The 21,743-nt window shown below is 69.6% G+C and carries 15 protein-coding genes, 1 pseudogene and 2 riboswitches; of the genes and pseudogenes, 13 read left to right on the top strand and 3 right to left on the bottom strand.

Annotated features, from left to right (window positions below; all coding sequences use genetic code 11):
- Nucleotides 1-102 precede the first annotated feature (102 nt).
- A riboswitch (cobalamin riboswitch) is annotated at nt 103-408 on the top strand.
- A gap of 408 nt (nt 409-816) precedes the next feature.
- The 4 genes from BLU84_RS07425 (at nt 817) to BLU84_RS07440 (ending at nt 6,071) form a co-directional block, all read left to right on the top strand.
- A complete protein-coding gene (locus BLU84_RS07425; RefSeq protein WP_233431097.1) occupies nt 817-3,171 on the top strand; it encodes a ribonucleoside-diphosphate reductase subunit alpha in 2,355 nt (784 codons plus the stop codon).
- Nucleotides 3,172-3,302: 131 nt separating this feature from the next.
- A complete protein-coding gene (locus BLU84_RS07430) occupies nt 3,303-4,319 on the top strand; it encodes a ribonucleotide-diphosphate reductase subunit beta (RefSeq protein ID WP_074864509.1) in 1,017 nt (338 codons plus the stop codon).
- 166 nt (nt 4,320-4,485) lie between these two features.
- On the top strand, nt 4,486-4,890 hold the full coding sequence (locus tag BLU84_RS07435) for an acyl-CoA thioesterase (protein WP_083382416.1): 405 nt from the start codon (nt 4,486-4,488) through the stop codon (nt 4,888-4,890).
- 134 nt (nt 4,891-5,024) lie between these two features.
- A complete protein-coding gene (locus BLU84_RS07440; protein WP_074864511.1) occupies nt 5,025-6,071 on the top strand; it encodes an aldo/keto reductase in 1,047 nt (348 codons plus the stop codon).
- Nucleotides 6,072-6,273: 202 nt separating this feature from the next.
- Here BLU84_RS07440 and BLU84_RS07445 read toward each other — a convergent pair whose 3' ends face one another.
- The gene (locus BLU84_RS07445; RefSeq protein ID WP_074864513.1) at nt 6,274-7,440 is read right to left on the bottom strand and encodes a COG3904 family protein; all 1,167 of its coding nucleotides are present in this window, start codon (nt 7,438-7,440) and stop codon (nt 6,274-6,276) included.
- A 410-nt stretch (nt 7,441-7,850) separates the two neighbouring features.
- Nucleotides 7,851-8,117, top strand: a riboswitch (cobalamin riboswitch).
- A 187-nt stretch (nt 8,118-8,304) separates the two neighbouring features.
- On the opposite strand from BLU84_RS07445, the gene metE reads away from it, so the two are divergent.
- A complete protein-coding gene (gene metE, locus BLU84_RS07450; protein ID WP_074864515.1) occupies nt 8,305-10,584 on the top strand; it encodes a 5-methyltetrahydropteroyltriglutamate--homocysteine S-methyltransferase in 2,280 nt (759 codons plus the stop codon).
- 733 nt (nt 10,585-11,317) lie between these two features.
- Here metE and BLU84_RS07455 read toward each other — a convergent pair.
- The gene (locus tag BLU84_RS07455; RefSeq protein WP_170849110.1) at nt 11,318-12,907 is read right to left on the bottom strand and encodes a diguanylate cyclase; all 1,590 of its coding nucleotides are present in this window, start codon (nt 12,905-12,907) and stop codon (nt 11,318-11,320) included.
- Between the two features lie 259 nt (nt 12,908-13,166).
- Entirely contained in the window at nt 13,167-14,171 is a 1,005-nt protein-coding gene (gene gap / locus BLU84_RS07460) for a type I glyceraldehyde-3-phosphate dehydrogenase (RefSeq protein WP_074864517.1), read from the bottom strand.
- A 235-nt stretch (nt 14,172-14,406) separates the two neighbouring features.
- On the opposite strand from gap, the gene BLU84_RS07465 reads away from it, so the two are divergent.
- The 8 genes and pseudogenes from BLU84_RS07465 to BLU84_RS07500 all read left to right on the top strand — a co-directional run.
- Nucleotides 14,407-15,030, top strand: a complete 624-nt coding sequence (locus BLU84_RS07465) for an OmpW/AlkL family protein (protein WP_074864518.1) — start codon at nt 14,407-14,409, stop codon at nt 15,028-15,030.
- A gap of 277 nt (nt 15,031-15,307) precedes the next feature.
- On the top strand, nt 15,308-16,168 hold the full coding sequence (locus tag BLU84_RS07470) for a S1/P1 nuclease (RefSeq protein WP_074864796.1): 861 nt from the start codon (nt 15,308-15,310) through the stop codon (nt 16,166-16,168).
- A gap of 73 nt (nt 16,169-16,241) precedes the next feature.
- Nucleotides 16,242-17,135, top strand: coding sequence for an MBL fold metallo-hydrolase (locus tag BLU84_RS07475; protein WP_074864519.1), 894 nt, complete (start codon nt 16,242-16,244; stop codon nt 17,133-17,135).
- A 59-nt stretch (nt 17,136-17,194) separates the two neighbouring features.
- On the top strand, nt 17,195-17,755 hold the full coding sequence (locus BLU84_RS07480; protein WP_139174764.1) for a molybdopterin-binding protein: 561 nt from the start codon (nt 17,195-17,197) through the stop codon (nt 17,753-17,755).
- 625 nt (nt 17,756-18,380) lie between these two features.
- Nucleotides 18,381-19,169: a molybdate ABC transporter substrate-binding protein gene (modA, locus tag BLU84_RS07485; protein ID WP_074864522.1), complete on the top strand. Its 789-nt coding sequence runs from the start codon at nt 18,381-18,383 to the stop codon at nt 19,167-19,169.
- Nucleotides 19,170-19,209: 40 nt separating this feature from the next.
- Complete coding sequence (modB, locus tag BLU84_RS07490) at nt 19,210-19,914, top strand: molybdate ABC transporter permease subunit (RefSeq protein WP_074864523.1); 705 nt, start codon at nt 19,210-19,212, stop codon at nt 19,912-19,914.
- On the top strand, nt 19,911-20,591 hold the full coding sequence (locus BLU84_RS07495; RefSeq protein ID WP_074864524.1) for an ATP-binding cassette domain-containing protein: 681 nt from the start codon (nt 19,911-19,913) through the stop codon (nt 20,589-20,591). The genes modB and BLU84_RS07495 overlap by 4 nt, the downstream gene beginning before the upstream one ends.
- A gap of 95 nt (nt 20,592-20,686) precedes the next feature.
- Nucleotides 20,687-21,743 (top strand): annotated as a pseudogene (locus BLU84_RS07500) (hypothetical protein); the annotation flags it as partial.

The following is a 21,743-nucleotide window of genomic DNA, read 5'->3' on the forward strand; positions in this document are numbered from 1 at the left end:
CGGGCACGTTACACCAACCCAGGCCTGCTGCGGGGGCGGCCTTCACCCCATGCATACCTTGCTGACTCACCACATATCGCGTTGACGAAATCGTCCAACCCCACTATGTTGTGTCCTGTCGGTGCCGGTCGAGAGACCGGATGAAAAGGGAAGCCGGTAGGGAAGCGGCCGCGGAGCATCGCGGCGGCCTCCGAAGCCGGCGCTGCCCCGCAGCGGTATGGGAAACGAACGGGTCATGGCACTGGGCGCGGCGAGCGCCTGGGAAGCGACCCAGTAGGAACCGGAGGGCCGAGAGCGCAGAACGGTGGGTAGTGGATAGGCGAGGTGTCGCCTGCTGCTCACCGCTCTGCGCTCTTTAGTCTCCGAGGGTCCCGAGCCCGAAGACCTGCCGACAGCCGCGCGTCGCACAACCGCGCGGTCCCGGCCCAATGGAGTCTTCGGGGGAAGACCGGCCGGTGTCGCGGCACGACGGGGCCACCGTCGCGTCCGACCGCTTCGGCGCCATGCGCGGAGCGGCACGTGCCCGGAACGGTCCGGCGCGCGCGACACCCAGCCAGCGCTCCGATGCTCCGCGCCCGCGGGGGCGCGGCCGTGCCGTCAACGACGCCGCTGCGCGGCCCGTCGTCGATAGCGCGTCCGTGTTCTCCGCACCGTGCACCCACGCCCCGGAGCAATGCCATGACCACATTAGAAACCGATTCGTCCGTCGCCCCCGCCACGGACGCCGCCAGCGTCCCCGCCGCCGCCGTCAAACCCCAACGCAGCGCACAAGACGCCCCCGGCTTCGCCCTGACCCCGCCGGCCGCCAACCTCACCATGAGCGTGACCAAGCGCAGCGGCCGGCGCGAGCCGGTCGACCTCAACAAGATCGTGCGCGCGGTGACCCGCTGCGCCGAAGGCTTGTATTCGGTCGATCCGATGCGCGTGTCCACCCGCACCATCTCCGGCCTGTACGACGGCGCGACCACGCGCGAGCTCGACGAGCTGTCGATCCGCACCGCCGCGCTGCTGACCGCCGAGGAGCCCGAATACGGCCGCCTCGCCGCGCGCCTGCTCGCCGGGGTGATCGAGAAGGAAGTCGCCGGGATCGAGATCCACGCGTTCTCGCAGTCGGTCCAGCGCGGCTTCGACCTGGGCCTGATCAACCAGCGCCTGCTCGACTTCGTCCAGGCCAACGCGCGCAAGCTCAACGACGCGATCGACCGCAACCTCGACGCCAAGTTCGACTACTTCGGCCTGCGCACCCTGTACGACCGCTACCTGCTGCGCCATCCGACCGCGCGCACCGTCATCGAGACCCCGCAGCAGTTCTTCCTGCGCATCGCCTGCGCGCTGAGCGAGGACGTGTCCGACGCGCTGGCGCTGTACCGGCGCATGGCCCAGCTCGACTACATCCCGTCCTCGCCGACCCTGTTCAACTCCGGCACCACCCACGAGCAGCTGTCGAGCTGCTTCCTGCTGGATTCGCCGGAAGACTCGCTGGAAGCGATCTACAAGCGCTACATGGACGTGGCCAAGCTGAGCAAGTTCAGCGGCGGCATCGGCCTGAGCTACACCCGCATCCGCGCGCGCGGCTCGCTGATCCGTTCCACCAACGGCCTGAGCAACGGCATCGTGCCGTGGCTGAAGACGCTCGACGCGTCGGTGGCCGCGGTCAACCAGGGCGGCAAGCGCAAGGGCGCGGCCTGCGTGTACCTGGAGCCGTGGCACGCCGACATCGAAGAATTCCTGGAACTGCGCGACAACACCGGCGACGAAGCGCGCCGCACCCACAACCTCAACCTCGCCAACTGGATTCCCGACGAATTCATGCGCCGGGTCGAGGCCGATGCGGACTGGTCGCTGTTCGATCCGGCCAAGGTGCCGCAGCTGACCGACCTGTGGGGCGAGTCGTTCGAGCGCGCCTACCGCGCCGCCGAAGCCACCGGCCTTGCGGTGAAGAAGGTCAAGGCGCGCGATATCTACGGGCGGATGATGCGCACCCTGGCCCAGACCGGCAACGGCTGGATGAACTTCAAGGACAAGTCCAACCGCGCCTGCAACCAGACCCTGCGCGAAGGCAACGTGGTGCACCTGTCCAACCTGTGCACCGAGATCCTGGAAGTGACCTCGCAGGACGAGACCGCGGTGTGCAACCTCGGCTCGATCAACCTCTCGCACCACGTCGAGATTTTCGAAGACGGCAAGGGCGCGTTCGATTTCGACAAGCTCGCCGAGACCGTGCGCCTGGCCGTGCGCCAGCTCGACCGCGTGATCGACCTGAACTTCTACCCGATCGAAACCGCGCGCCGCGCCAACCTGCGCTGGCGCCCGGTCGGCCTGGGCACGATGGGCCTGCAGGACGTGTTCTTCAAGCTGCGCCTGCCGTTCGACTCGGAGCCGGCGCGCAAGCTCGGCCGCGAGATCGCCGAGGCCATCTACTTCCACGCCCTGTCGGCGTCGAACGAGCTGGCGATGGAGCACGGCAAGCACCCGGCCTTCGACGACACCCGCGCCAGCGGCGGCGAACTGCAGTTCGAAGCCTGGGGCGTAGAGCCCTCGCAGCCGGAGCGTTGGGTCGAACTGCGCGCGCGGATCAAGCAGCACGGCCTGCGCAACTCGCTGCTGGTGGCGATCGCGCCGACCGCGACCATCGCCTCGATCGCCGGCTGCTACGAGTGCATCGAGCCGCAGGTGTCGAACCTGTTCAAGCGCGAAACCCTGTCGGGCGACTTCCTGGTGGTCAACAAGTACCTGGTCGAGGAGCTCAAGAAGCTCGGCCTATGGACCGCGGAGATGCGCGACCGGATCAAGATGGCCGAAGGCTCGATCCAGGCGGTGGCCGAGATTCCCGAATCGCTGCGCCAGGTCTACCGCACCGCATGGGAACTGCCGATGCGCTCGCTGATCGACATGGCCGCCGACCGCGGCGCGTTCATCGATCAGAGCCAGTCGCTCAACTTGTTCATCGAAAGCCCGAACATCGGCCAGCTCAGCTCGATGTACATGTACGCCTGGAAGAAGGGCCTGAAGACCACGTACTACCTGCGCTCGCGTCCGGCGACCAAGATCGCCAAGACCACGGTCAGCGCGCCGGCCGCAGCGCCCGTGGCGCCGAAGCCGGAGTACAGCGAGAACGAGGCGATCGCCTGCTCGCTGGAGAATCCGGAAAGCTGCGAAGCCTGCCAGTAACGCGCCGCAAAGCCCCTCTCCCGCATGCGGGAGAGGGGTTGGGGTGAGGGCCGAACGCCCGCACCGCCCTCATCCGCCCTCCGGGCACCTTCTCCCGCTCGCGGGAGAAGGAAAAGCATCAAGGAAACACCATGTCCATCGCCCCGCCCCGCCTGCTCGATCCCGGCTTCGATCTCACCCTGCGCCCGATGCGCTACGCGCAGTTCTACGAGATGTACCGCGACGCCATCCGCAACACCTGGACCGTCGAGGAAGTGGATTTCTCGCAGGACGTCAACGACCTCAAGCACAAGTTCGGCCCGGCCGAGCGGCATCTGGTCGAGCGGCTGGTCGCGTTCTTCGCCACCGGCGACAGCATCGTCGCCAACAACCTGGTGCTGAACCTGTATCAGCACATCAACGCGCCCGAGGCGCGCATGTACCTGTCGCGGCAGTTGTACGAGGAAGCGCTGCACGTGCAGTTCTACCTGACCCTGCTCGACACCTACCTGCCCGACCCGAACGAGCGCGCCAAGGCCTTCGACGCGGTCGAGAAGATCCCCTCGATCCGGGCCAAGGCCGAGTTCTGCTTCCGCTGGATCGACTCGATCCAGGGCCTGAAGCGGGTCGAGACGCGCGAGCAGCGCCGCCAGTTCCTGCTCAACCTGATCTGCTTCGCCGGCTGCATCGAAGGCCTGTTCTTCTTCGCCGCCTTCGCCTACGTCTATTACCTGCGTTCGCGCGGCCTGCTCAACGGCCTGGCCTCGGGCACCAACTGGGTGTTCCGCGACGAGAGCTGCCACATGGCGTTCGCGTTCGAGGTCATCCGCACCGCGCGCGAGGAAGAGCCCGACCTGTTCGACGCCGACCTGCGCGCGCAGGTGGTGAAGATGTTCGAGGAAGCGGTGGATTGCGAGTACCTGTTCGCCCAGGACGTGCTGTCCGGCGGCGTGGTCGGCCTGTCGCTGAAGGACATGCGCCAGTACCTGGAGTACTGCGCCGACCAGCGCATGGCCCAGCTCGGCATGCCCAAGCACTTCGGTTCGACCAACCCGTTCGCGTTCATGGACCTGCAGGACGTGCAGGAAGTGACCAACTTCTTCGAGCGGCGCGTGTCGGCGTACCAGGTCGGCGTGCAGGGCGAAGTCGCGTTCGACGAGGCGTTCTGACGCGCTGAGCCGCTCTCCCGCGCTCTAAGCCCCTCTCCCGCTTGCGGGAGAGGGGTTGGGGTGAGGGCAAACGCCCCGCCCACCATCTTCGCAACCGCTTTCCCTCACCCCAGCCCTCTCCCGCTCAGCGGGAGAGGGAGCATGCTGCCCTGGAATGTTCGACATCATCGCCTCCCCCACGCCCGACACCTCCGCCATGACCGAAGCCCGCATGACCGAGATCGTCTTCCCCGACCACACCAACCACCTGGGCACGCTGTTCGGGGGCCAGGCGCTGGCGTGGATGGACAAGGCCGCCTTCATCGCCGCCTCGCGCTATGCGCGCCGCACCGTGGTCACCGCGCGTTCGGAGCAGATCGACTTCCACACCCCGGTGCCCAAGGGCGCGCTGGTGGAGTTGATCGCGCGCGTGGTCGAAACCGGCCGCACCTCGATGCAGGTGGAAGTGGAGATGATCCGCGAGGATCTGCTGACCGGCGAATCGCAACTGGCCACGCGCGGGCGCTTCACCATGATCGCGCTCGACGCCGACGGCAAGCCGACGGCGGTGCCGGCGCTGCCGGCCGCCTGAGCGCGGGGCCGCGCGAACGCGGCCGCCGATGCAACACAGCGATCCGGCGCGTGCGCGCGCCGGCGCAAGACGCGGATAGTCCGGAGCGCGCGCGATTCCTAAAGTCGCCGCACCTCCACCACGGATACCGCGCGATGCAACTGGACCACTACCGCACCCTCGGCCGCTCCGGCCTGCGCATCAGCCCGATCTGCCTGGGCACCATGACCTTCGGCCAGGATTGGGGCTGGGGCAGCGACGAAAGCGAAGCGCGCAGCGTGTTCGAGGCCTATCTCGAACGCGGCGGCAATTACTTCGACACCGCGAATTTCTACACCGGCGGAAGTTCGGAAACCCTGCTCGGCCGCTTCGCCCAGGGACGCCGCGATCGCTTGGTGATCGCCACCAAGTTTTCGCTGTGCACCGACCCGGGCGATCCCAACGCCGGCGGCAACCACCGCAAGAACCTGCGCCGCTCGGTCGAGGCCAGCCTGCGCCGGCTCGACACCGACTACATCGATCTGCTGTACCTGCACGCCTGGGACGCGACCACGCCGGTCGAGGAAGTCATGCGCGGCTTCGACGACCTGGTGCGCGCCGGCAAGGTGCTTTACGCCGGCGTCTCCGACCTGCCGGCGTGGCAGGCCGCGCGCCTGCAGACCCTGGCCGAACTGCGCGGCTGGTCGCCGTTGGTGGCGCTGCAGACCGAATACAGCCTGGCCCAGCGCGAGAGCGAGCGCGAACTGCTGCCGATGGCGCGCGAACTCGGCCTGGGCGTGAGCGCGTGGTCGCCGTTGGCCTCGGGCGTGTTGACCGGCAAATACTCGCGCGCCGACCTCGACCCGGCCACCGCGCAGGGCCGGCGCGCGGTCGCCATCGGCAACGGCGCGCTGACCGAGCGCGCGCTGGACATCGCGCAGGTCGTGGTCGAGATCGCGCGCGAACTCGAACGCCCCGCGGCGCAGGTCGCGTTGGCGTGGACGCTGCAACGGCCCGGCGCGATCGTGCCGGTGATCGGCGCACGCACCCAGGCGCAGTTGCTGCAGAACCTGGGCGCGCTGGAAGTCGAGCTCAGCCCGGCGCAGATCGAGCGCCTGGAACGCGCGAGCGCGATCGCGCTGGGGTTCCCGCACGATTTCCTGGCCCTGCCCGGGATCGTCGGGGCGATGTTCGGCGGGGCGCAGGTGCGGCGCGATTGGTGAGCGATGACGGCGGCGGGCGCGGCGGTGTCGCGCCTGCCGTCGTTCGATTCCAAGGCGACGTCGATTACGAACGAGGCGTCGTAATCGGGTTTTCGCGGTCGCGGCTTGCGCCGCTCCTACAGTCGGATACGAAGCCCCTGTAGGAGCGGCGCGAGCCGCGACCGCGCCAATCCAACTACGACGCCCCTCGCCCGCCGCAGACTTACTTCGCCGACTTCTCCGCCTTGTCGGACTTGGCCGGCTTGCCGTCGGCGCTCTTGGCATCCGCGTCCTTGCCCTCGCCGCCCTCGGCCGCGGCGACCTCGTCCAGCAACGGCGGCGGCAGGTCGCGCGCGTACAGGTCGGCCGGGCTGTCGCCCGGGCAGGTCTTGTCGGGGAAGCCGAACTTGGACTGCAGTTGCTCGGCGCATTCGGGCATGGATTCGAAGCTCTTGCCGGTGCCCATGCACTGCGCGTCGAAGGCGCGGCGGAAGGATTCGCGGCGGCGCACGAAATCGTCGCCGCACTTGCGCGCCAGGCGGATCCGGTCGAGGTCGTCCTGGGCGGCGTTGGTGCCGTCCAGGCCGTATTGCTTGAGCTCGTCCGGGGTCAGGATGCGCAGGTCGCGGTTGGCCACGGTCATCATCAGGTCCGAGACCGCGGTGGCCACGCCGTTGCGTTCCAGGTAATCGCGCACCTGCTGGTTGATCGCACGCAGCTCGCGGCTGAGTTCGGCGCGCGAGGTCGCGGTGGAGCGGTCGCGCATCAGCCGGTGGATGCCGACCTTGCCCTCGATCGAGCGGGTGTCGCCGGCGGCCAGCACCAGCACGCAGGCGCTATGGCAGACCGACTCCTCGCGCACCCAGATCGCCCAGCCCGATTCGGCGATGGAGTCGCCGGCGCGCAGCGCCTCTTCGACGTGGCCGCCGCTGGAATCGATGTCGAGGATGCGGGTCGGGATCTCCATGCGCGCGGCCATCGCCGCCACCCGCTGCGCCAGCGCGGTGAAGCCGGCGCCGATCTTGCCCTGGTAGCGCACCCGCACCACCCCGCGCGCCTGGCACGGCGACATCGCGTCGACCAGGCTGAAGAAATCCAGCGATTCGAGCTTGTCGCCGTCGCCGAAGCGCGGGTAGTCGTATTCGCAGCTGATCCGGGCGACGCCGCCGTCGAGCTTGGCCGGCGGCCAGTAGGTGCCCTTGAGGATGTCTTCCTCGCTGACCGCGGCCGGCGCCGGCTTGGGCATGTCGTTCTGGCTGCCCAAGGTCACCGCGGCGCCGGACGGCGCCGGCTCGTCCTTGCCGCAGGCGGCCAGCGCCAGCGCGCACAGCAACGCGAGCGAGGCGGCCAGGAGCCTGCGGGGAGCGAACGGGGAGCGTTGCGGAACCATGTGTCGAACCACCGGAGTCGGGATCGCGCGGGACCGTCCTGGCCCGCGCCGCGCGCTGCGCCTGCAAACGTTAACGGCAGCCTCGGCCAAGCTCAACGAGGCGCGCGTGCGCGCACGGGCGAGGCTTCATCTTGGCCGGGCGCGGATGAACCCCGGCCGAGAGCGGCCGGGGCGCCGGCGCAGCCGACAACTGCGGCAAAACCGCAGCGATCGCGGCGATCGGACCGGCGAGCGTCGGGCCTGAAAGGCCCTCCCACAGCGGAGCCGCAACTGTGGGAGGGCCTTCAGGCCCGACGCTTTCGGCTCCGCTGCGACCAACCCCGCAGAACACTGCATGTCATTTGACTTCGCCCCGAGCGCTGCGTACCTTGGCGGCGTCTCGGTGAACATCGCTTCATGCAGATAAAGCGATGGGACACGCCAGCCACGGTTCGCGCCGCGGCCGGCCAGAGGGAATCCGGTGCGAATCCGGAGCTGCCCCGCAGCGGTATGGGAAACGAACGGGCCTTGGCACTGGGCGGTAAGCCTGGGAAGCGGCCTCAGTAGGCTGGAGCTGAGGAGATAGCGGTTAGGCGTTGGGAGAGAGCGATCGGCTTTCGCTGTCTCCCAACGCCTAACCGCTATCTCCCAGCCCCAACGTCCCGAGCCCGAAGACCTGCCGCGACCGGAAGGTGCGCCTTCCGTCCGACTCCGGTTCCGCCTCGTCCCGCGTTCGCGCGCGGGCGGCGCGGGCCGGTTCGCCCGCGGGGGCGGAGGTCGAAGCCAACGGATCGTTCCGCAGTCCGGCGCACACGCGTCCGGGCGGGCGCGGCCGTGGTCTCCTTCGTTGCCCTGCGTCATGCCCACGCATCGCAGGTACTCATCATGATCAGCGTCACCACCCTCGGCTTCCCGCGCATCGGCGCGCGGCGCGAGCTCAAGCAAGCCCTGGAATCGTTCTGGAAAGGCGACAGCGACGCCGCCGCGCTGCAAACCGCCGCCGCCGCGCTGCGCGAACGCCACTGGCGCCTGGCCGCCGCGGCCGGCGCCGACAGCGTGCCGTGCAACGATTTCTCGCTCTACGACCACGTCCTCGACACCGCGGTGCTGTTCGACGCCATCCCGGCCTCGCACCGCGCGGCGTTCGAAGAAGACCCGCTGACCGGCTACTTCGCCCTCGCCCGCGGCCTGCAGGACGGCCGCCGCGATCTGCGCGCGCTGGAAATGACCAAGTGGTTCGACACCAACTACCACTACCTGGTCCCGCAATTCGAACCCGGCCAGCGCTTCGCCCTGCGCGCCGACAAGCCGCTGGCGGAACTGGCCCAGGCGCAGGCGCTGGGCCTGGACGCGCGGCCGGTGCTGGTCGGCCCGGTCACCTTCCTCAAGCTCGGCAAGCGCAGCGACGGCGGCGACCCGCGCGAGTTGCTCGACGCGCTGCTGCCGGCCTATGCCGAACTGCTGGCCAAGCTCAAGGCCGCCGGCGCGCGCTGGGTGCAGATCGACGAGCCGGCGCTGGCGCTGGACCTCGACGACGCCGACCGCGCCGCCTACCGCCGCGCCTACGACGCGCTGGCCCAGGCCGACTCGCCGCAGCGCCTGCTCGCCACCTACTTCGGCGCGCTCGGCGACAACGCCGCGCTGGCCGCGCAGTTGCCGGTGGAAGCGCTACACCTGGATCTGGTGCGCGCGCCGCAGCAGCTCGAAGCGGTGCTGCCGCTGCTGCCGCAAGAGCGCGCGCTGAGCCTGGGCGTGGTCGACGGCCGCAACATCTGGCGCGCCGACCTCGACGCCGCGCTGAGCCTGGCGCGCCGCGCCGGCGAGCGCGCGCGCTGGCTGGCGCCGTCGTGCTCGCTGTTGCACGTGCCCACCGACCTGGAACTGGAACGCAAGCTGCCCGGCCCGCTGAAGCAGTGGATGGCCTACGCCAAGCAGAAGATCGAAGAGCTGCGTCTGATCGCCGGCGCCCTGGCCGGCGACGCCGCGGCCGAAGGCGAACTGGCCAAGGCCGCCAGCGCGCGCGCCGCGCGCCTGGCCTCGCCGCTGCTGCGCAACGCGCAGGTGCGCAAGCGCCTGGCCGCAGTCGAGCCGGCGATGACCCGCCGCGCCAGCGCCTACCCCCAGCGTGCGCGCCTGCAGCAGCAGCGCCTGAACCTGCCGCTTTTCCCGACCACCACCATCGGCTCGTTCCCGCAGACCGCGCAGGTGCGCCATGCCCGCGCCGAACACAAGGCCGGGCGCCTGGACGACGCCGGTTACCGCGCCTTCCTCGAGAACGAAACCGTGCAGTGCCTGCGCGAGCAGGAAGCGCTCGGCATCGACATGCTGGTGCACGGCGAATTCGAGCGCAACGACATGGTCGAATACTTCGGCGAACAGCTCGACGGCTTCGCCTTCACCTCGCACGGCTGGGTGCAGAGCTACGGCTCGCGCTGCGTCAAACCGCCGGTGCTGTTCGGCGACGTCGCCCGGCCCAAGCCGATGACGGTGGAATGGAGCCGCTTCGCCCAGGACCACGCGGCCAAGCCGGTCAAGGGCATGCTGACCGGGCCGGTGACGATCCTGCAGTGGTCGTTCGTGCGCGACGACCAGCCGCGCGCCGACAGCTGCCGGCAGATCGCGCTGGCGCTGCGCGAGGAAGTGCTGGACCTGGAAGCGGCCGGCATCGCCGCGATCCAGATCGACGAACCGGCCTTGCGCGAAGGCCTGCCGCTGCGCCGCAGCGACTGGCCGGCGTACCTGGACTGGGCCGGCGAAAGCTTCCGCCTGGCCGCCAGCGGCGTCGATGACGCGACCCAGATCCACACCCACATGTGCTACGCCGAGTTCAACGACATCATCGACGCCGTCGCCGCGCTCGACGCCGACGTGATCTCGATCGAGACCTCGCGCTCGCGCATGGAACTGCTCGACGCGTTCGTGCGTTATCGCTACCCCAACGGCATCGGCCCCGGCGTCTACGACATCCACTCCCCGCGCGTGCCCGACGAAACCGAGATGCGCGAGCTGCTGGACAAGGCGCTGGACGTGCTGGAACCGGCGCAGCTGTGGGTCAACCCGGACTGCGGCCTGAAAACCCGCGGCTGGCCGGAAGTGCGCGCAGCGTTGCAGGCGATGGTCGGCGCGGCGCAGGGCTTGCGCGAGGCGGTGCAGGCGGAAGCCTAAAGCCAGCGCCCCACCCCGGATGCGCCGCGCCAACGCGCGGCGCATCCGTTTTCGCAAGCACAAACAGCGGTTCTGCGGCCGCCTAGAACGAACGACGGCCTTCGTCGACAAAAAACTTCGGCCGTCCTCTCTCTCACCCTCAATGATTCCGGCGAAAGCCGGAATCCATGTTGCTATTGCCGTTGCTCTCCGCTCCCCCCGCCGCCCCGAACTCGCCACAGGCAAAAGGAGACCCGTAGGGCGGCGCGCAGGACGCGCGCCGTGCGCCACCCAGGCCATGGATGGCCTGTGTGGCGCATCCCCGCGCCCGCTCCGAACCTCAGTGGCTCTTGATTCGAAAACAAGGAAAGCGCCTTTCTTTGGTTACTTTCTTTGGCAAGACAAAGAAAGTAACCCGGCCGCTTGCGGACGGAAGCTGTTGATGTTGGCTGGTCGTCACTCGTTGCTACGAGACGAGCACAAGCAACATCAAAATGGATTCCGGCTTTCGCCGGAATGACGGGCTGGGAGCCTCGGGTCTTCGGGCGAGTTCGGCGGAGCTACGTCGCTGCGGTTGGTCGCGACTCGCGTCGCTCCTACAGGGAGATACGTAACTTGCCGCAGACCCTGTAGGAGCGGCGCAAGCCGCGACCGCGACAACGCAACCACGACGAAAACCACCGCACCCCCGACCCGCACCCGCAGACACACCCCACCACACAGCGAAAACCCACAAACGCCGACCCCACCCGACTCAAAAGCAATACCCATTGCGCCCACGCCGCTTGGCCCGATACAGCGCCTCGTCGGCACGATCCATCGCCATCTCCAACTCGTCCACCGCATAAGCCATCGCCACGCCGATGCTGCAGCTCAACCGCCCGTGCTCGCTGTCGCGATGCTCGATGTCGCGCCGATACATGCCCAGCAGGATCGCGCGGGCGATGTTGAGCACCCGCGCCCGGCCCACGCCGGGAATCAGCACGCAGAATTCCTCGCCGCCGGTGCGCACCACCGCGTCGGCGCCTTCGCGCACTTCGGCGCGGATCGCCGCCACCGAGGCGCGCAAGGCGTCGTCGCCGGCGCGATGGCCGTAGCGGTCGTTGTAGGCCTTGAAGTGGTCGACGTCGATCAGCAGCACCGCCACGCTGCCCAGGCGCGCGCCCTGCGCCGCCAGCGCGCGCACGAACTCGTCGCGGCCGCGGCGGTTGAGCGCGCCGGTCAAGGGATCGGTGCAGGCCACCCGGTCGAGTTCGCGCAAGGCGTCGCGCAACTGCGCGGTGCGCTGCACCACCTCGTCCTCGCGCTCGCTCAGGCTCTGGCGCAGTTCGGCGTGGGCGTGTTCGAGCCGGCCGGACAGCTCGACGATGGCATCGAGCACCGGCTGCAGTTCCTCGGGCATCGGCGCGTCGTCGGCGTGCGCGCCCGGCTCGGGCGCCGCGCCGCTGGCCAGGGCGCGCAGGCGCAGCAGCAGCGACGAAGCGGCGCGCGCCAGCACCCGCGCGTACCACACGAACGCCAGCGCCGACCCGAACACCGCCAACAACAGCAACTGGCTCATCAGCATCGCCCGCTCGAACACGCCGCGCTCGGCGCGCTCGCGCGGCGCCACCGTATACAGGCTCCAGCCGTCGGCGGTGCGCGCGCGGGCGACGAAGGCGCGTCCGCCGCCCGGCATCACCGGCAGCGAGCCGCGCGCGCGGGCGTTGTCGAGCGCGCCCAGCGCCGCGCCGAAACCGGTGTCGGCGGCGCGTTGCATGAACGACAGCGCCATCCCGCCGCTGGCATGGATCACCCGCTCGCTGCGGTCCAGCAGCACGGTCTCGTAGCCGCCGTGGCCGCTGTCGTCGTACAGGTGGCTCGGGCTCAGCGAGGCCTCGATCACGCCCTCGAACGCGCCGTCGCGATAGCGCGGCACCGACACCACCACCAGCGGATCGCGGCCGATGCCGCGGCCGACGAAGGCATCGGAGACATAGTCGCGACCGCTGCGCGCCGGCACCTGGAAGTAGGCGCGGTCGGCGACGTCGAGCCCGATCGCGCGCCCGACCGCGGACGCCGGCGCCGCGCCGACCACGCGGCCGCGCGCGTCGGTGGCGATCAGGGTCAGGATCGGCGGGTAGCGCCGTTGCAGCTCGGCCAGTTCGCGGTTCCAGTCCAGGCGATGGCGCTCGCCGGCCGAGGCCAGCACGTGCAGGCTGGCGCGCAGCGCGATCAAGCTCTGGTCGAGCTCATGGGCGAGGATGTCGGCGCTGGCGACGGTGTGCGCGTCGATCTGCGCCAGTTCCGAGCGATAGCGGCTGAACACCATCGCCGCGCCGAACGCCAGGCTCGGCAGCACCACCGCCATCACCAGCAGGCGCAGGAACTGGCGGTACAGCCCGTTGCGTACCGTTGGCTGTATGCGATCCGTTCGGGCTACCGATTTTTTGTGCTGCGCAAAACGAAACAGCCCCGCCGGAGCGGGGCTGTTTCGTTTTGCGGGGACGCCGGGCGGCCAGCGTCGCCGCCAGGGGCGGCGCTGCGGCGGGCCGCCCTCAGGCGGCGGCGATGGTGTGCTTTCGTCCATGCCCGGCTCGCGTCTGCGCCCCGGTCGCGCCGGCTTACTTGCCGGCGACGACCTTGACCATTTCCAGGCACTTGTTGGAGTAGCCCCATTCGTTGTCGTACCAGCTCACCAGCTTGACGAAGGTGCCGTCGAGCGCGATGCCGGCTTCGGCGTCGAAGATCGAGGTGCGCGCGTCGCCGCGGAAGTCGGTGGCGACGACCTTGTCCTCGGTGTAGCCCAGCACGCCCTTGAGCGCGCCTTCCGACTGCGCCTTCATCTCGGCGCAGATCTCGGCGTAGGTGGCGTCCTTGACCAGCTCGACGGTCAGGTCGACCACCGACACGTCGGACGTGGGCACGCGGAACGACATGCCGGTGAGCTTCTTGTTGAGCTCCGGGATCACCACGCCGACCGCCTTGGCCGCGCCGGTGCTGGACGGGATGATGTTTTCCAGGATGCCGCGGCCGCCGCGCCAGTCCTTGTTGGACGGGCCGTCGACGGTCTTCTGGGTGGCGGTGGCGGCGTGCACGGTGGTCATCAGGCCGCGCTTGATGCCCCACTTGTCGTTGAGCACCTTGGCCAGCGGCGCCAGGCAGTTGGTCGTGCACGAGGCGTTGGAGACGATCGCCTCGCCCTTGTAGGTCTTGTCGTTGACCCCAAAGACGAACATCGGCGTGTCGTCCTTCGACGGCGCCGACAGCACCACCTTCTTGGCGCCGGCGTCGAGGTGCTTCTGCGCGGTGGTCTTGTCCAGGAACAGGCCGGTGGATTCGATGACGACTTCCGCGCCGACCTCGTCCCACTTGAGGTTGGCCGGGTCGCGTTCCTGGGTCAGGCGGATCTTCTTGCCGTTGACGATCAGGGTGTTGCCTTCGACCGCCACGGTACCCTTGAAGCGGCCGTGGACCGAGTCGTACTGCAGCATGTAGGCCAGGTAGTCCGGCTCCAGCAGATCGTTGATCGCGACGATTTCGATCTCGCCGTCGAAGTTCTGCACGGCCGCGCGCAGCACGTTGCGCCCGATGCGGCCGAAGCCGTTGATGCCTACCTTGATCGTCATTGACATAACTCCTGCGGCCGCCGGGGCGGGTCGAAGTGGGGAAACCGCCATTCTAGCAAGGCGGGGCCGGCGTCGCAGTCCGGCGACGCGGGTGCGGAGAGCGTCGGTGAGTCGCGGCGGGACTGCGATGGCAATCAAGGTTTGCCGTTTTCTTGCGCCTTTAGAGTGCGCGGCAGGCCTCGGCCTGTTCAGAAAACCAAGCATTCCGTACTCATCTGCAAGGGGGACTCCAGGAATGAACCATCGACTGATCGGCGGCCTCGTCGCCGCCGCGCTCGCCTGTGCGGCCCATCCGGCCCTGGCCCAGCAAGCCGGCACCTTCACCCTCGGCGTCGGCGCCCACCAGGTCCAGCCCAAGTCCAACAACGGCTCGCTGCTGGGCGGCACGGCCCAGTTGGAGATCGGCGACAACGTCCAGCCCACCGTCACGTTCGAATACTTCTTCCGCGACAACCTGGGCATCGAAGTGCTGGCGGCCACTCCGTTCAAGCACGACATCGACATCAAGGGCCTGGGCAAGGTCGCCACCACCAAGCACCTGCCGCCGACGTTCTCGCTGCAGTACCACTGGAACAGCCAGGGCGTGGTCTCGCCGTTCGTCGGCGTGGGCGTGAACTACACGACCTTCTTCAGCGAGAAGACCACCGGCCCGCTGCGCGGGGCCAAACTCAAGCTGGAGGATTCGGTCGGCGTGGCCGCGCACGTGGGCGTGGACTTCATCCTCAACGAGCGCGGCGCGATCCGGGTCGACGCGCGCTGGATGGACATCGGCAGCGACGTCAAGCTCAACGGCACGAAGATCGGCAAGGCCAACATCGATCCGCTGGTGTACGGGCTGGCGTACGTGTTCAAGTTCTGAGCGGCGCTCGCGTTGCCGAAGGCCGCGCCTGTCGCAGGGCGCGGCCTTTGCGTTGGTGCAGTGCCTGGCTGCGGGTGCTTGGTGACCGGTGCTTAGCGGCGGAGCGGAAAGCGTCGGGCCTGAAGGCCCTCCCACAAAAGCCCTGAAGGCCTTCGCAAGCCGGCCTGGCACCGCTCTTGTGGGAGGGCCTTCAGGCCAGACGCTTTGGTGCCGGCCCGCCGCGCACCGCCAGCTTCGGACAGCGGCCCGCGCCGCCGGCTCCGGTAGAGTGCGCGCCATGATCGAACCGCGCACCCGCCCCCGCTTCGCCCGCCGCCTGCTCGACGCCGCCGTCGTGCTCGCCGTCGTGTCCGCCGCCCTGCCGCTGCCGGCCCTGGCCTGGGGCCGCCAAGGCCATCGACTGGTCGCCGAGCTGGCCTGGGACGAAATGTCCCCAGCCGCGCGCGCCGAAGCGCAAAAGCTGCTCGCCGGCGAACCCGACCCGACCCTGCCCGGCATCGCCAACTGGGCCGACCTGCTGCGCGACGAGAAGCCGGAACTGGGCAAGCGCAGCGCCAAGTGGCATTACATCGACCTGCCCGAAGACGGCGACTGCCAGTACGACGCCGCCCGCGATTGCCCCGACGGCAACTGTGCGGTCGCCGCGATCCTCGCCCAGACCGCGATCCTGGCCGACCGCAGCAAGCCCAAGGCCGAACGCCTGGAGGCGCTGAAATTCGTCGTCCACCTGGTCGGCGACGTGCACCAGCCGCTGCACGTCGGCTACGCCCGCGACAAGGGCGGCAATAGCTTCCAGCTCGCCATCCCCGGCGAGCGTCCCGGCGGCTACGGCGGCAACCTGCATTCGCTGTGGGACAGCGGCATGCTCAACATGAGCAAGCTCGATGACGATAAGTACCTGGCCAAACTCAAGGACATCCAGGTGCCCGCGGTCAGCGCCCTGGCGCTGCCGCCGCCGGCCGCCGACTGGGCCGAGGAATCGTGCAAACTGATGCGGCAACCGGGTTTCTACCCGCCCACGCACAAGCTGGCCCCCGACTACGTCGCCACCTGGCGGCCGCTGGCCGAAACCCAACTGCGCCTGGGCGGCGAACACCTGGCCAAGCTGCTCGACGCCGCCCTGGCGCCGGGCCGCTGACCGCCGCGGCGCGCTGCGCCGCTCCGGCCCGCGCGGCGCGTTCCGCACAGGCCCCGCCGCACCGAGAGCCGCCATGCCGCCGCCCGAGTCCAACGCCGCCGCGCCGCAGGTCAGCGCCTTCCACCACCGCGACACCGGCACCTGGAGCTATCTGGTCGCCGACCCGGCCACGCGCGCGGCGGCCATCCTCGACCCGGTGCTCGACTTCGACCCGCGCTCGGGCCGCACCGGCCTGGACAGCGCCGCGGCCTTGCTCGAACGCGCCGCCGCCGACGGCCTGCGCATCGACTGGTTGCTGGAAACCCACGCCCACGCCGACCACCTCAGCGCCGCCCACGCGTTGCGCGAACGCTTGCGCGCGCAGACCGGCCATGCGCCGCAGCTGGCGATCGGCCGCCGCATCGGCGAAGTGCGGCGGGTGTTCGCGCCGCTGTTCGGCCTGGCCGACGACGCCGAGGCCGGGTTCGATCATTTGTTCGACGACGACGAGGACTTCGCCGTCGGCGCGCTGGCCGCACGCGCGATCCCGGTGCCGGGCCACACCCAGGACAGCCTGGCCTATCTGATCGGCGACGCGCTGTTCGTCGGCGATTCGCTGTTCCTGCCCGACAGCGGCACCGCCCGCTGCGATTTCCCCGGCGGCGACGCGGCGATGCTGTACCAGTCGATCCAGCGCCTGTACCGCCTGGACGACGCCACCCGCGTGTTCGTCTGCCACGACTACGGCAAGGACGGGCGCGAGCCGGCCTGCGAGACCCGCATCGGCGCGCAGAAGCGCGACAACGTCCATGTCCGCGCCGACACCGCCGAGGCCGAGTTCGTGGCCCTGCGCGAAACGCGCGACCGCACCCTGGCGGTGCCGGCATTGATCCTGCCGGCGCTGCAGGTGAACCTGCGCGGCGGCGCCCTGCCGGAGCCGGAAGCCAACGGCGTGCGCTACCTGAAACTGCCGCTCGACCAATTGTGAGGAAGCGCATGCGCCGGATCGGGATTCGATTGTTCGCGAGCCGCCTGTTCGGGAACCCTTTGTTCGCAAGCCGTCTGTTGGAAAGTGCTGCGTTCGAAGGCCGCTCGTCCGAGCACCGTCTCATCAAGAGCCGTCTGTTCGTCCTGCCGGCGCTGTTGGCCGCCGGCTTCGCCGCGCACGCCGGGCATCGCCACGGCGAAGCCGCGCCCGCCGCGATGCCGCAAGGCGCGGTGGAAGTGAAGCTGGACGAAGCGGTGCTGGCCAAGCTGCCGCAGGTGAAGGCCGAAGGCAGCGCGCACGGCCGCAAGCTCAGCTGCGAAGGCGTGGCCCTGGTCGAACTGCTGCGCGCCAGCGGCGCGATGCCGGCCGAACCGCTGCGCGGCGCGCAGTTGTCGCGGATCGCGCAAGTGCGCGCGCGCGACGGCTACCGCGCCGCGTTCTCGCTCGCCGAACTCGACCCCAGCCTGGGCAACCGCCCGGTGGTGCTGACCCGCCGCTGCAACGGCGCCGACCTGCCGCCCGGCGACGGCCCGTGGCGCCTGATCGTCCCCGGCGAATCGCGCCCGGCGCGCTGGGTGCGTCAGGTGGAGTCGATTCGGGTGGGCGACGCGGACGTTTGAGGTCGGGGTCGGGTCGGGTTCGGTCAGTGTGCTGCAGTTTCTGCGGTAGCGATGTCCCGGCGTTTGCCGAAACATGGCGCTGAAGTCTCTGGATCCCCGCGTTCGCGGGGATGACGGCATGAAGGGGCGTAGTGAAACCCGCCTGTTCTGGATCCCCACCTTCACGGGGATGACGGCATGGAGTGGCGCGGTGAAAGCCACCTGCCATGAAACCCACCTACCGCGAACCCCACCTATCGTCATTCCTGCGAAAGCGGGAATCCAGGGCTTCATCGCAGCATGACTCTGAAGTCTCTGGATCCGCCTTCGCGGGGATGACGGCGTGGGAGTGGCGCAGTGAAAGCCACCTGCCATAAAGCCCACCTACCGCGACCCCCACCTACCGTCATTCCCGCGAAAGCGGGAATCCAGGGCTTCATCGCGGCATGACTCTGAAGTCTCTGGATCCCCGCCTTCGCGGGGATGACGATGTGGAGCAGCGCGGTAAAACCCACCTGCGCCATACCGCATTTCCCCCGTATCGCCGCGATTTCGAAACACGACCATCGCCCCGAAACCCCTGCGCAACCGCACTGCCGCCCCACTCCCGGGTTACCCTGACCCCACCTCCCCGCCGGCCCCGCCCATGAACCTCCGCCGTCGCTTTCTCGGCGCTCTGTGCGCCCTCGGTTTCGCCCTCGCCGCCGGCGCTGCGCCGACCCAGGACAAGGGCGCCGAGCCGCTGACCGTGTTCGCCGCCGCCAGCCTCAAGGAATCGCTCGACGAAGCCGCCGCGGCCTACCAGAAGCAGACCGGCCAGGCGGTGCGCGCCTCCTACGCCGCCAGTTCGGCGCTGGCGCGGCAGATCGAACAGGGCGCGCCGGCCGACCTGTTCTTTTCCGCCGACCTGGACTGGATGGATTACCTGCAGCAACGCCAGTTGCTCGTCGACGCCAGCCGCCGCAACGTGCTCGGCAACACCCTGGTGCTGATCGCGCCGAAGGACAGCAAGGCCAAGGCGCCGGCGCTCAAGCCCGGCGTCGACCTGCGCCCGCTGCTCGGCGACGGCCGCCTCGCCGTGGCGCTGACCGCGAGCGTGCCGGCCGGCAAGTACGCGCGCGCCGCGTTCGAAAAATTCGGCGTGTGGGAGCAGGTGCAACCGCGTCTGGCCGAAGGCGAGAACGTGCGCGCGGCGCTGATGCTGGTGGCGCGCGGCGAAGCGCCGCTGGGCGTGGTCTACGGCAGCGACGCCCAGGCCGAGCCGAAGGTGCGGGTGCTGGCGACCTTCCCCGCCGACAGCCATGCGCCGATCGTTTACCCGGTCGCCGTGGTCAAGGCCAGCGCCCATCCGGGCGCGGCGAAATTCGCGCAATGGCTGCGCGGCAAGCAGGCCGCGGCGATCTTCCGCCGCCACGGCTTCGCGCCGCTGCCGTGAACGCGGCCGCCGCGAGCGCAAGCCACAGCGCGACGCCGCAATGAGCGAAGGCTGGGCCGGCTTCAGCGCTGCCGAGCTGACCGCGATCGCGCTCAGCCTCAAGGTCGCCGCCGCGGCCACCGTGTGCAGCCTGCCGTTCGGCGTGGCGATGGGCTGGCTGCTGGCGCGCACGCGCTTCCCCGGCAAGCTGCTGGTCGACACCTTGCTGTACCTGCCGCTGGTGGTGCCGCCGGTGGTCACCGGCTACGCCCTGCTGCTCGGCTTCGGCGCGCAGGGGCCGATCGGGCGTTTTCTGTCCGAGCACTTCGGCATCGTGTTCGCGTTCCGCTGGACCGGCGCCGCCCTGGCCAGCGCGATCATGGGCTTCCCGTTGATGGTGCGCGCGATCCGGCTGTCGATCGAAGCGGTCGATCCGCGCCTGGAACAAGCCGCGTCCACACTCGGCGCCAACCCGTGGCGGGTGTTCTTCAGCGTGACCTTGCCGCTGGCCTGGCCGGGCCTGCTGGCCGGCGCGGTGTTGTGCTTCGCCAAGGCGCTGGGCGAGTTCGGCGCAACCATCACCTTCGTGTCCAACATCGCCGGCGAAACCCAGACCCTGTCGTCGGCGATCTGGGGCCTGATGCAGACGCCCGGCGCCGAATCGGGCGTGCTGCGGCTGGCGCTGGTCGCGGTGGCGCTGTCGTTCGCCGCGGTGTTCGCCTCCGAATGGCTGGTGCAGCGCCAGCGCGCGGGAACGCAGCGATGAGCGCGAACGCGGCCGCGCCGGCGCCGTTGCAGGCGGGTTTCGATATCGACATCGAGCTGCGCCGCGGCTCGTTCCGGCGCGCGTTCGCGATCCGCAGCGAGCGCCGGGTGATCGCCGTGGTCGGCGACTCCGGCGCCGGCAAGACCTCGCTGCTGCACGCCATCGCCGGGCTGCTGCGGCCGGCGCGCGGACGCATCGTCGTCGCCGGCGAGACCTTGTTCGACCGCGACCGCCGCATCGACCTGCCCGCGCACCGCCGCCGCATCGGCTACGTGTTCCAGGACGCACGCCTGTTCCCGCACCTGGACGTGCGCGCCAACCTGCTCTACGGCCTGCGCGGCGCGGCCGCGCGCGAGCGCCGCTTCGAACTGGCCGACATCGTCGAACTGCTCGGCATCGGCCCCCTGCTCGCGCGCGGCACCGGCGGGCTGTCGGGCGGCGAAACCCAGCGCGTGGCCTTGGGCCGGGCGCTGCTGTCGCAACCGCGCATCCTGCTGCTCGACGAGCCCTTGTCGATGCTCGACATGAACCGCCGCGACGAACTACTGCCGTATCTGCAGCGCGTACGCGACGAAAGCGGGCTGCCGATGATCTACGTCAGCCACTATCCCGAGGAAGTGCGGCGGATCGCCGAGGAAGTGCATCGGGTGGGCGACGCGGCGCCGTTCGCGACGTAAGCGCGCAGGAGCGGGCGAAAGCCTCGCTCTCGCCTGCTCCTCGCGGCCGCGCGCTCGCGCCGCGGCGTTGACGGCGCCGATGCCATACTGCCGCCATGAGCCCGACCCCGCGCCCCGAACCCGCCCGCTTCGATTCCCTCGACGACGCCGTCGAATTCCTTTACCAGCGCGTGTCCGGCGCACTGCACGTCGGCGCGCCGCTCGGCCTGGGCAAGCCGCACCGCCTGCTCAACGCGCTGTACCAGCGCGCCGAACGCGAGCCGTCGCGACGCCTGCACCTATACACCGCGCTGTCGCTGGACCCGCCCGGCGCCGGCAAGAGCCTGGAAGCGCGGTTCCTGCGGCCGTTCGCGCAGCGCCATTTCGGCGACGACTTCCCGCGCCTGGCCTATGTGCAGGCGCTCAAGCGCAACGCGTTGCCGGCGCATATGGAAGTGGAGGAGTTCTACCTGCAGTCGGGCGCGCTGCTGCACGCGCAGGCGGCGCAGCGCCGTTACGCCAGCCTCAACTACACCCACGTCGCCCGCGCCCTGGCCGACCGCGGCGTCAACGCGGTGGTGCAGAAAGTCGCGGCGGATCCGTCCGGCAGCGCGCGGCTGTCGCTGTCGTGCAATACCGACCTGACCTTCGACGCGGTCGACGCGATCGTGGCGCGCGGATTGCCGCGGCCGCTGCTGATCGCCGAAGTCGATCCGCTGCTGCCGTGGCTCGACGGCAGCGCGGCGGTGGACGCTTCGTTCTTCGATGCGGTGGTCGCACCGCCGGGGCCGTATCCGAAGTTGTTCGGCTTGCCGCGCCAGCCGGTGAGCGATGCGGATTACGCGATCGGCTTCCATGCCAGCACCTTGGTGCGCGATGGCGGGACGCTGCAGATCGGGATCGGGACGTTGGCCGATGCGCTTTGCCATGCCTTGGTGTTGCGGCATACGGACAATGCGGCGTATTGGCGGGTGTTGGGGGCGTTGGGGTACTCGCTGGACGGTGGTGGGTCGAGCGGTGCGGGGATTTCTTCGCTGGAAGACGCCGCTTCGTTGGAGGTTGACCGCTCCGGTAGCCGTAACGCGAAGGCGCAGGTTGCGCCGCTTGGTCAGACCGCTTCGTTGGAGGTTGACCTCTCCGGCGCCCGTAACGCGAAGGCGCCGGTTGCGCCGC

This window comes from Lysobacter enzymogenes, assembly GCF_900106525.1.
Classification (GTDB): Bacteria; Pseudomonadota; Gammaproteobacteria; order Xanthomonadales; family Xanthomonadaceae; genus Lysobacter; species Lysobacter enzymogenes.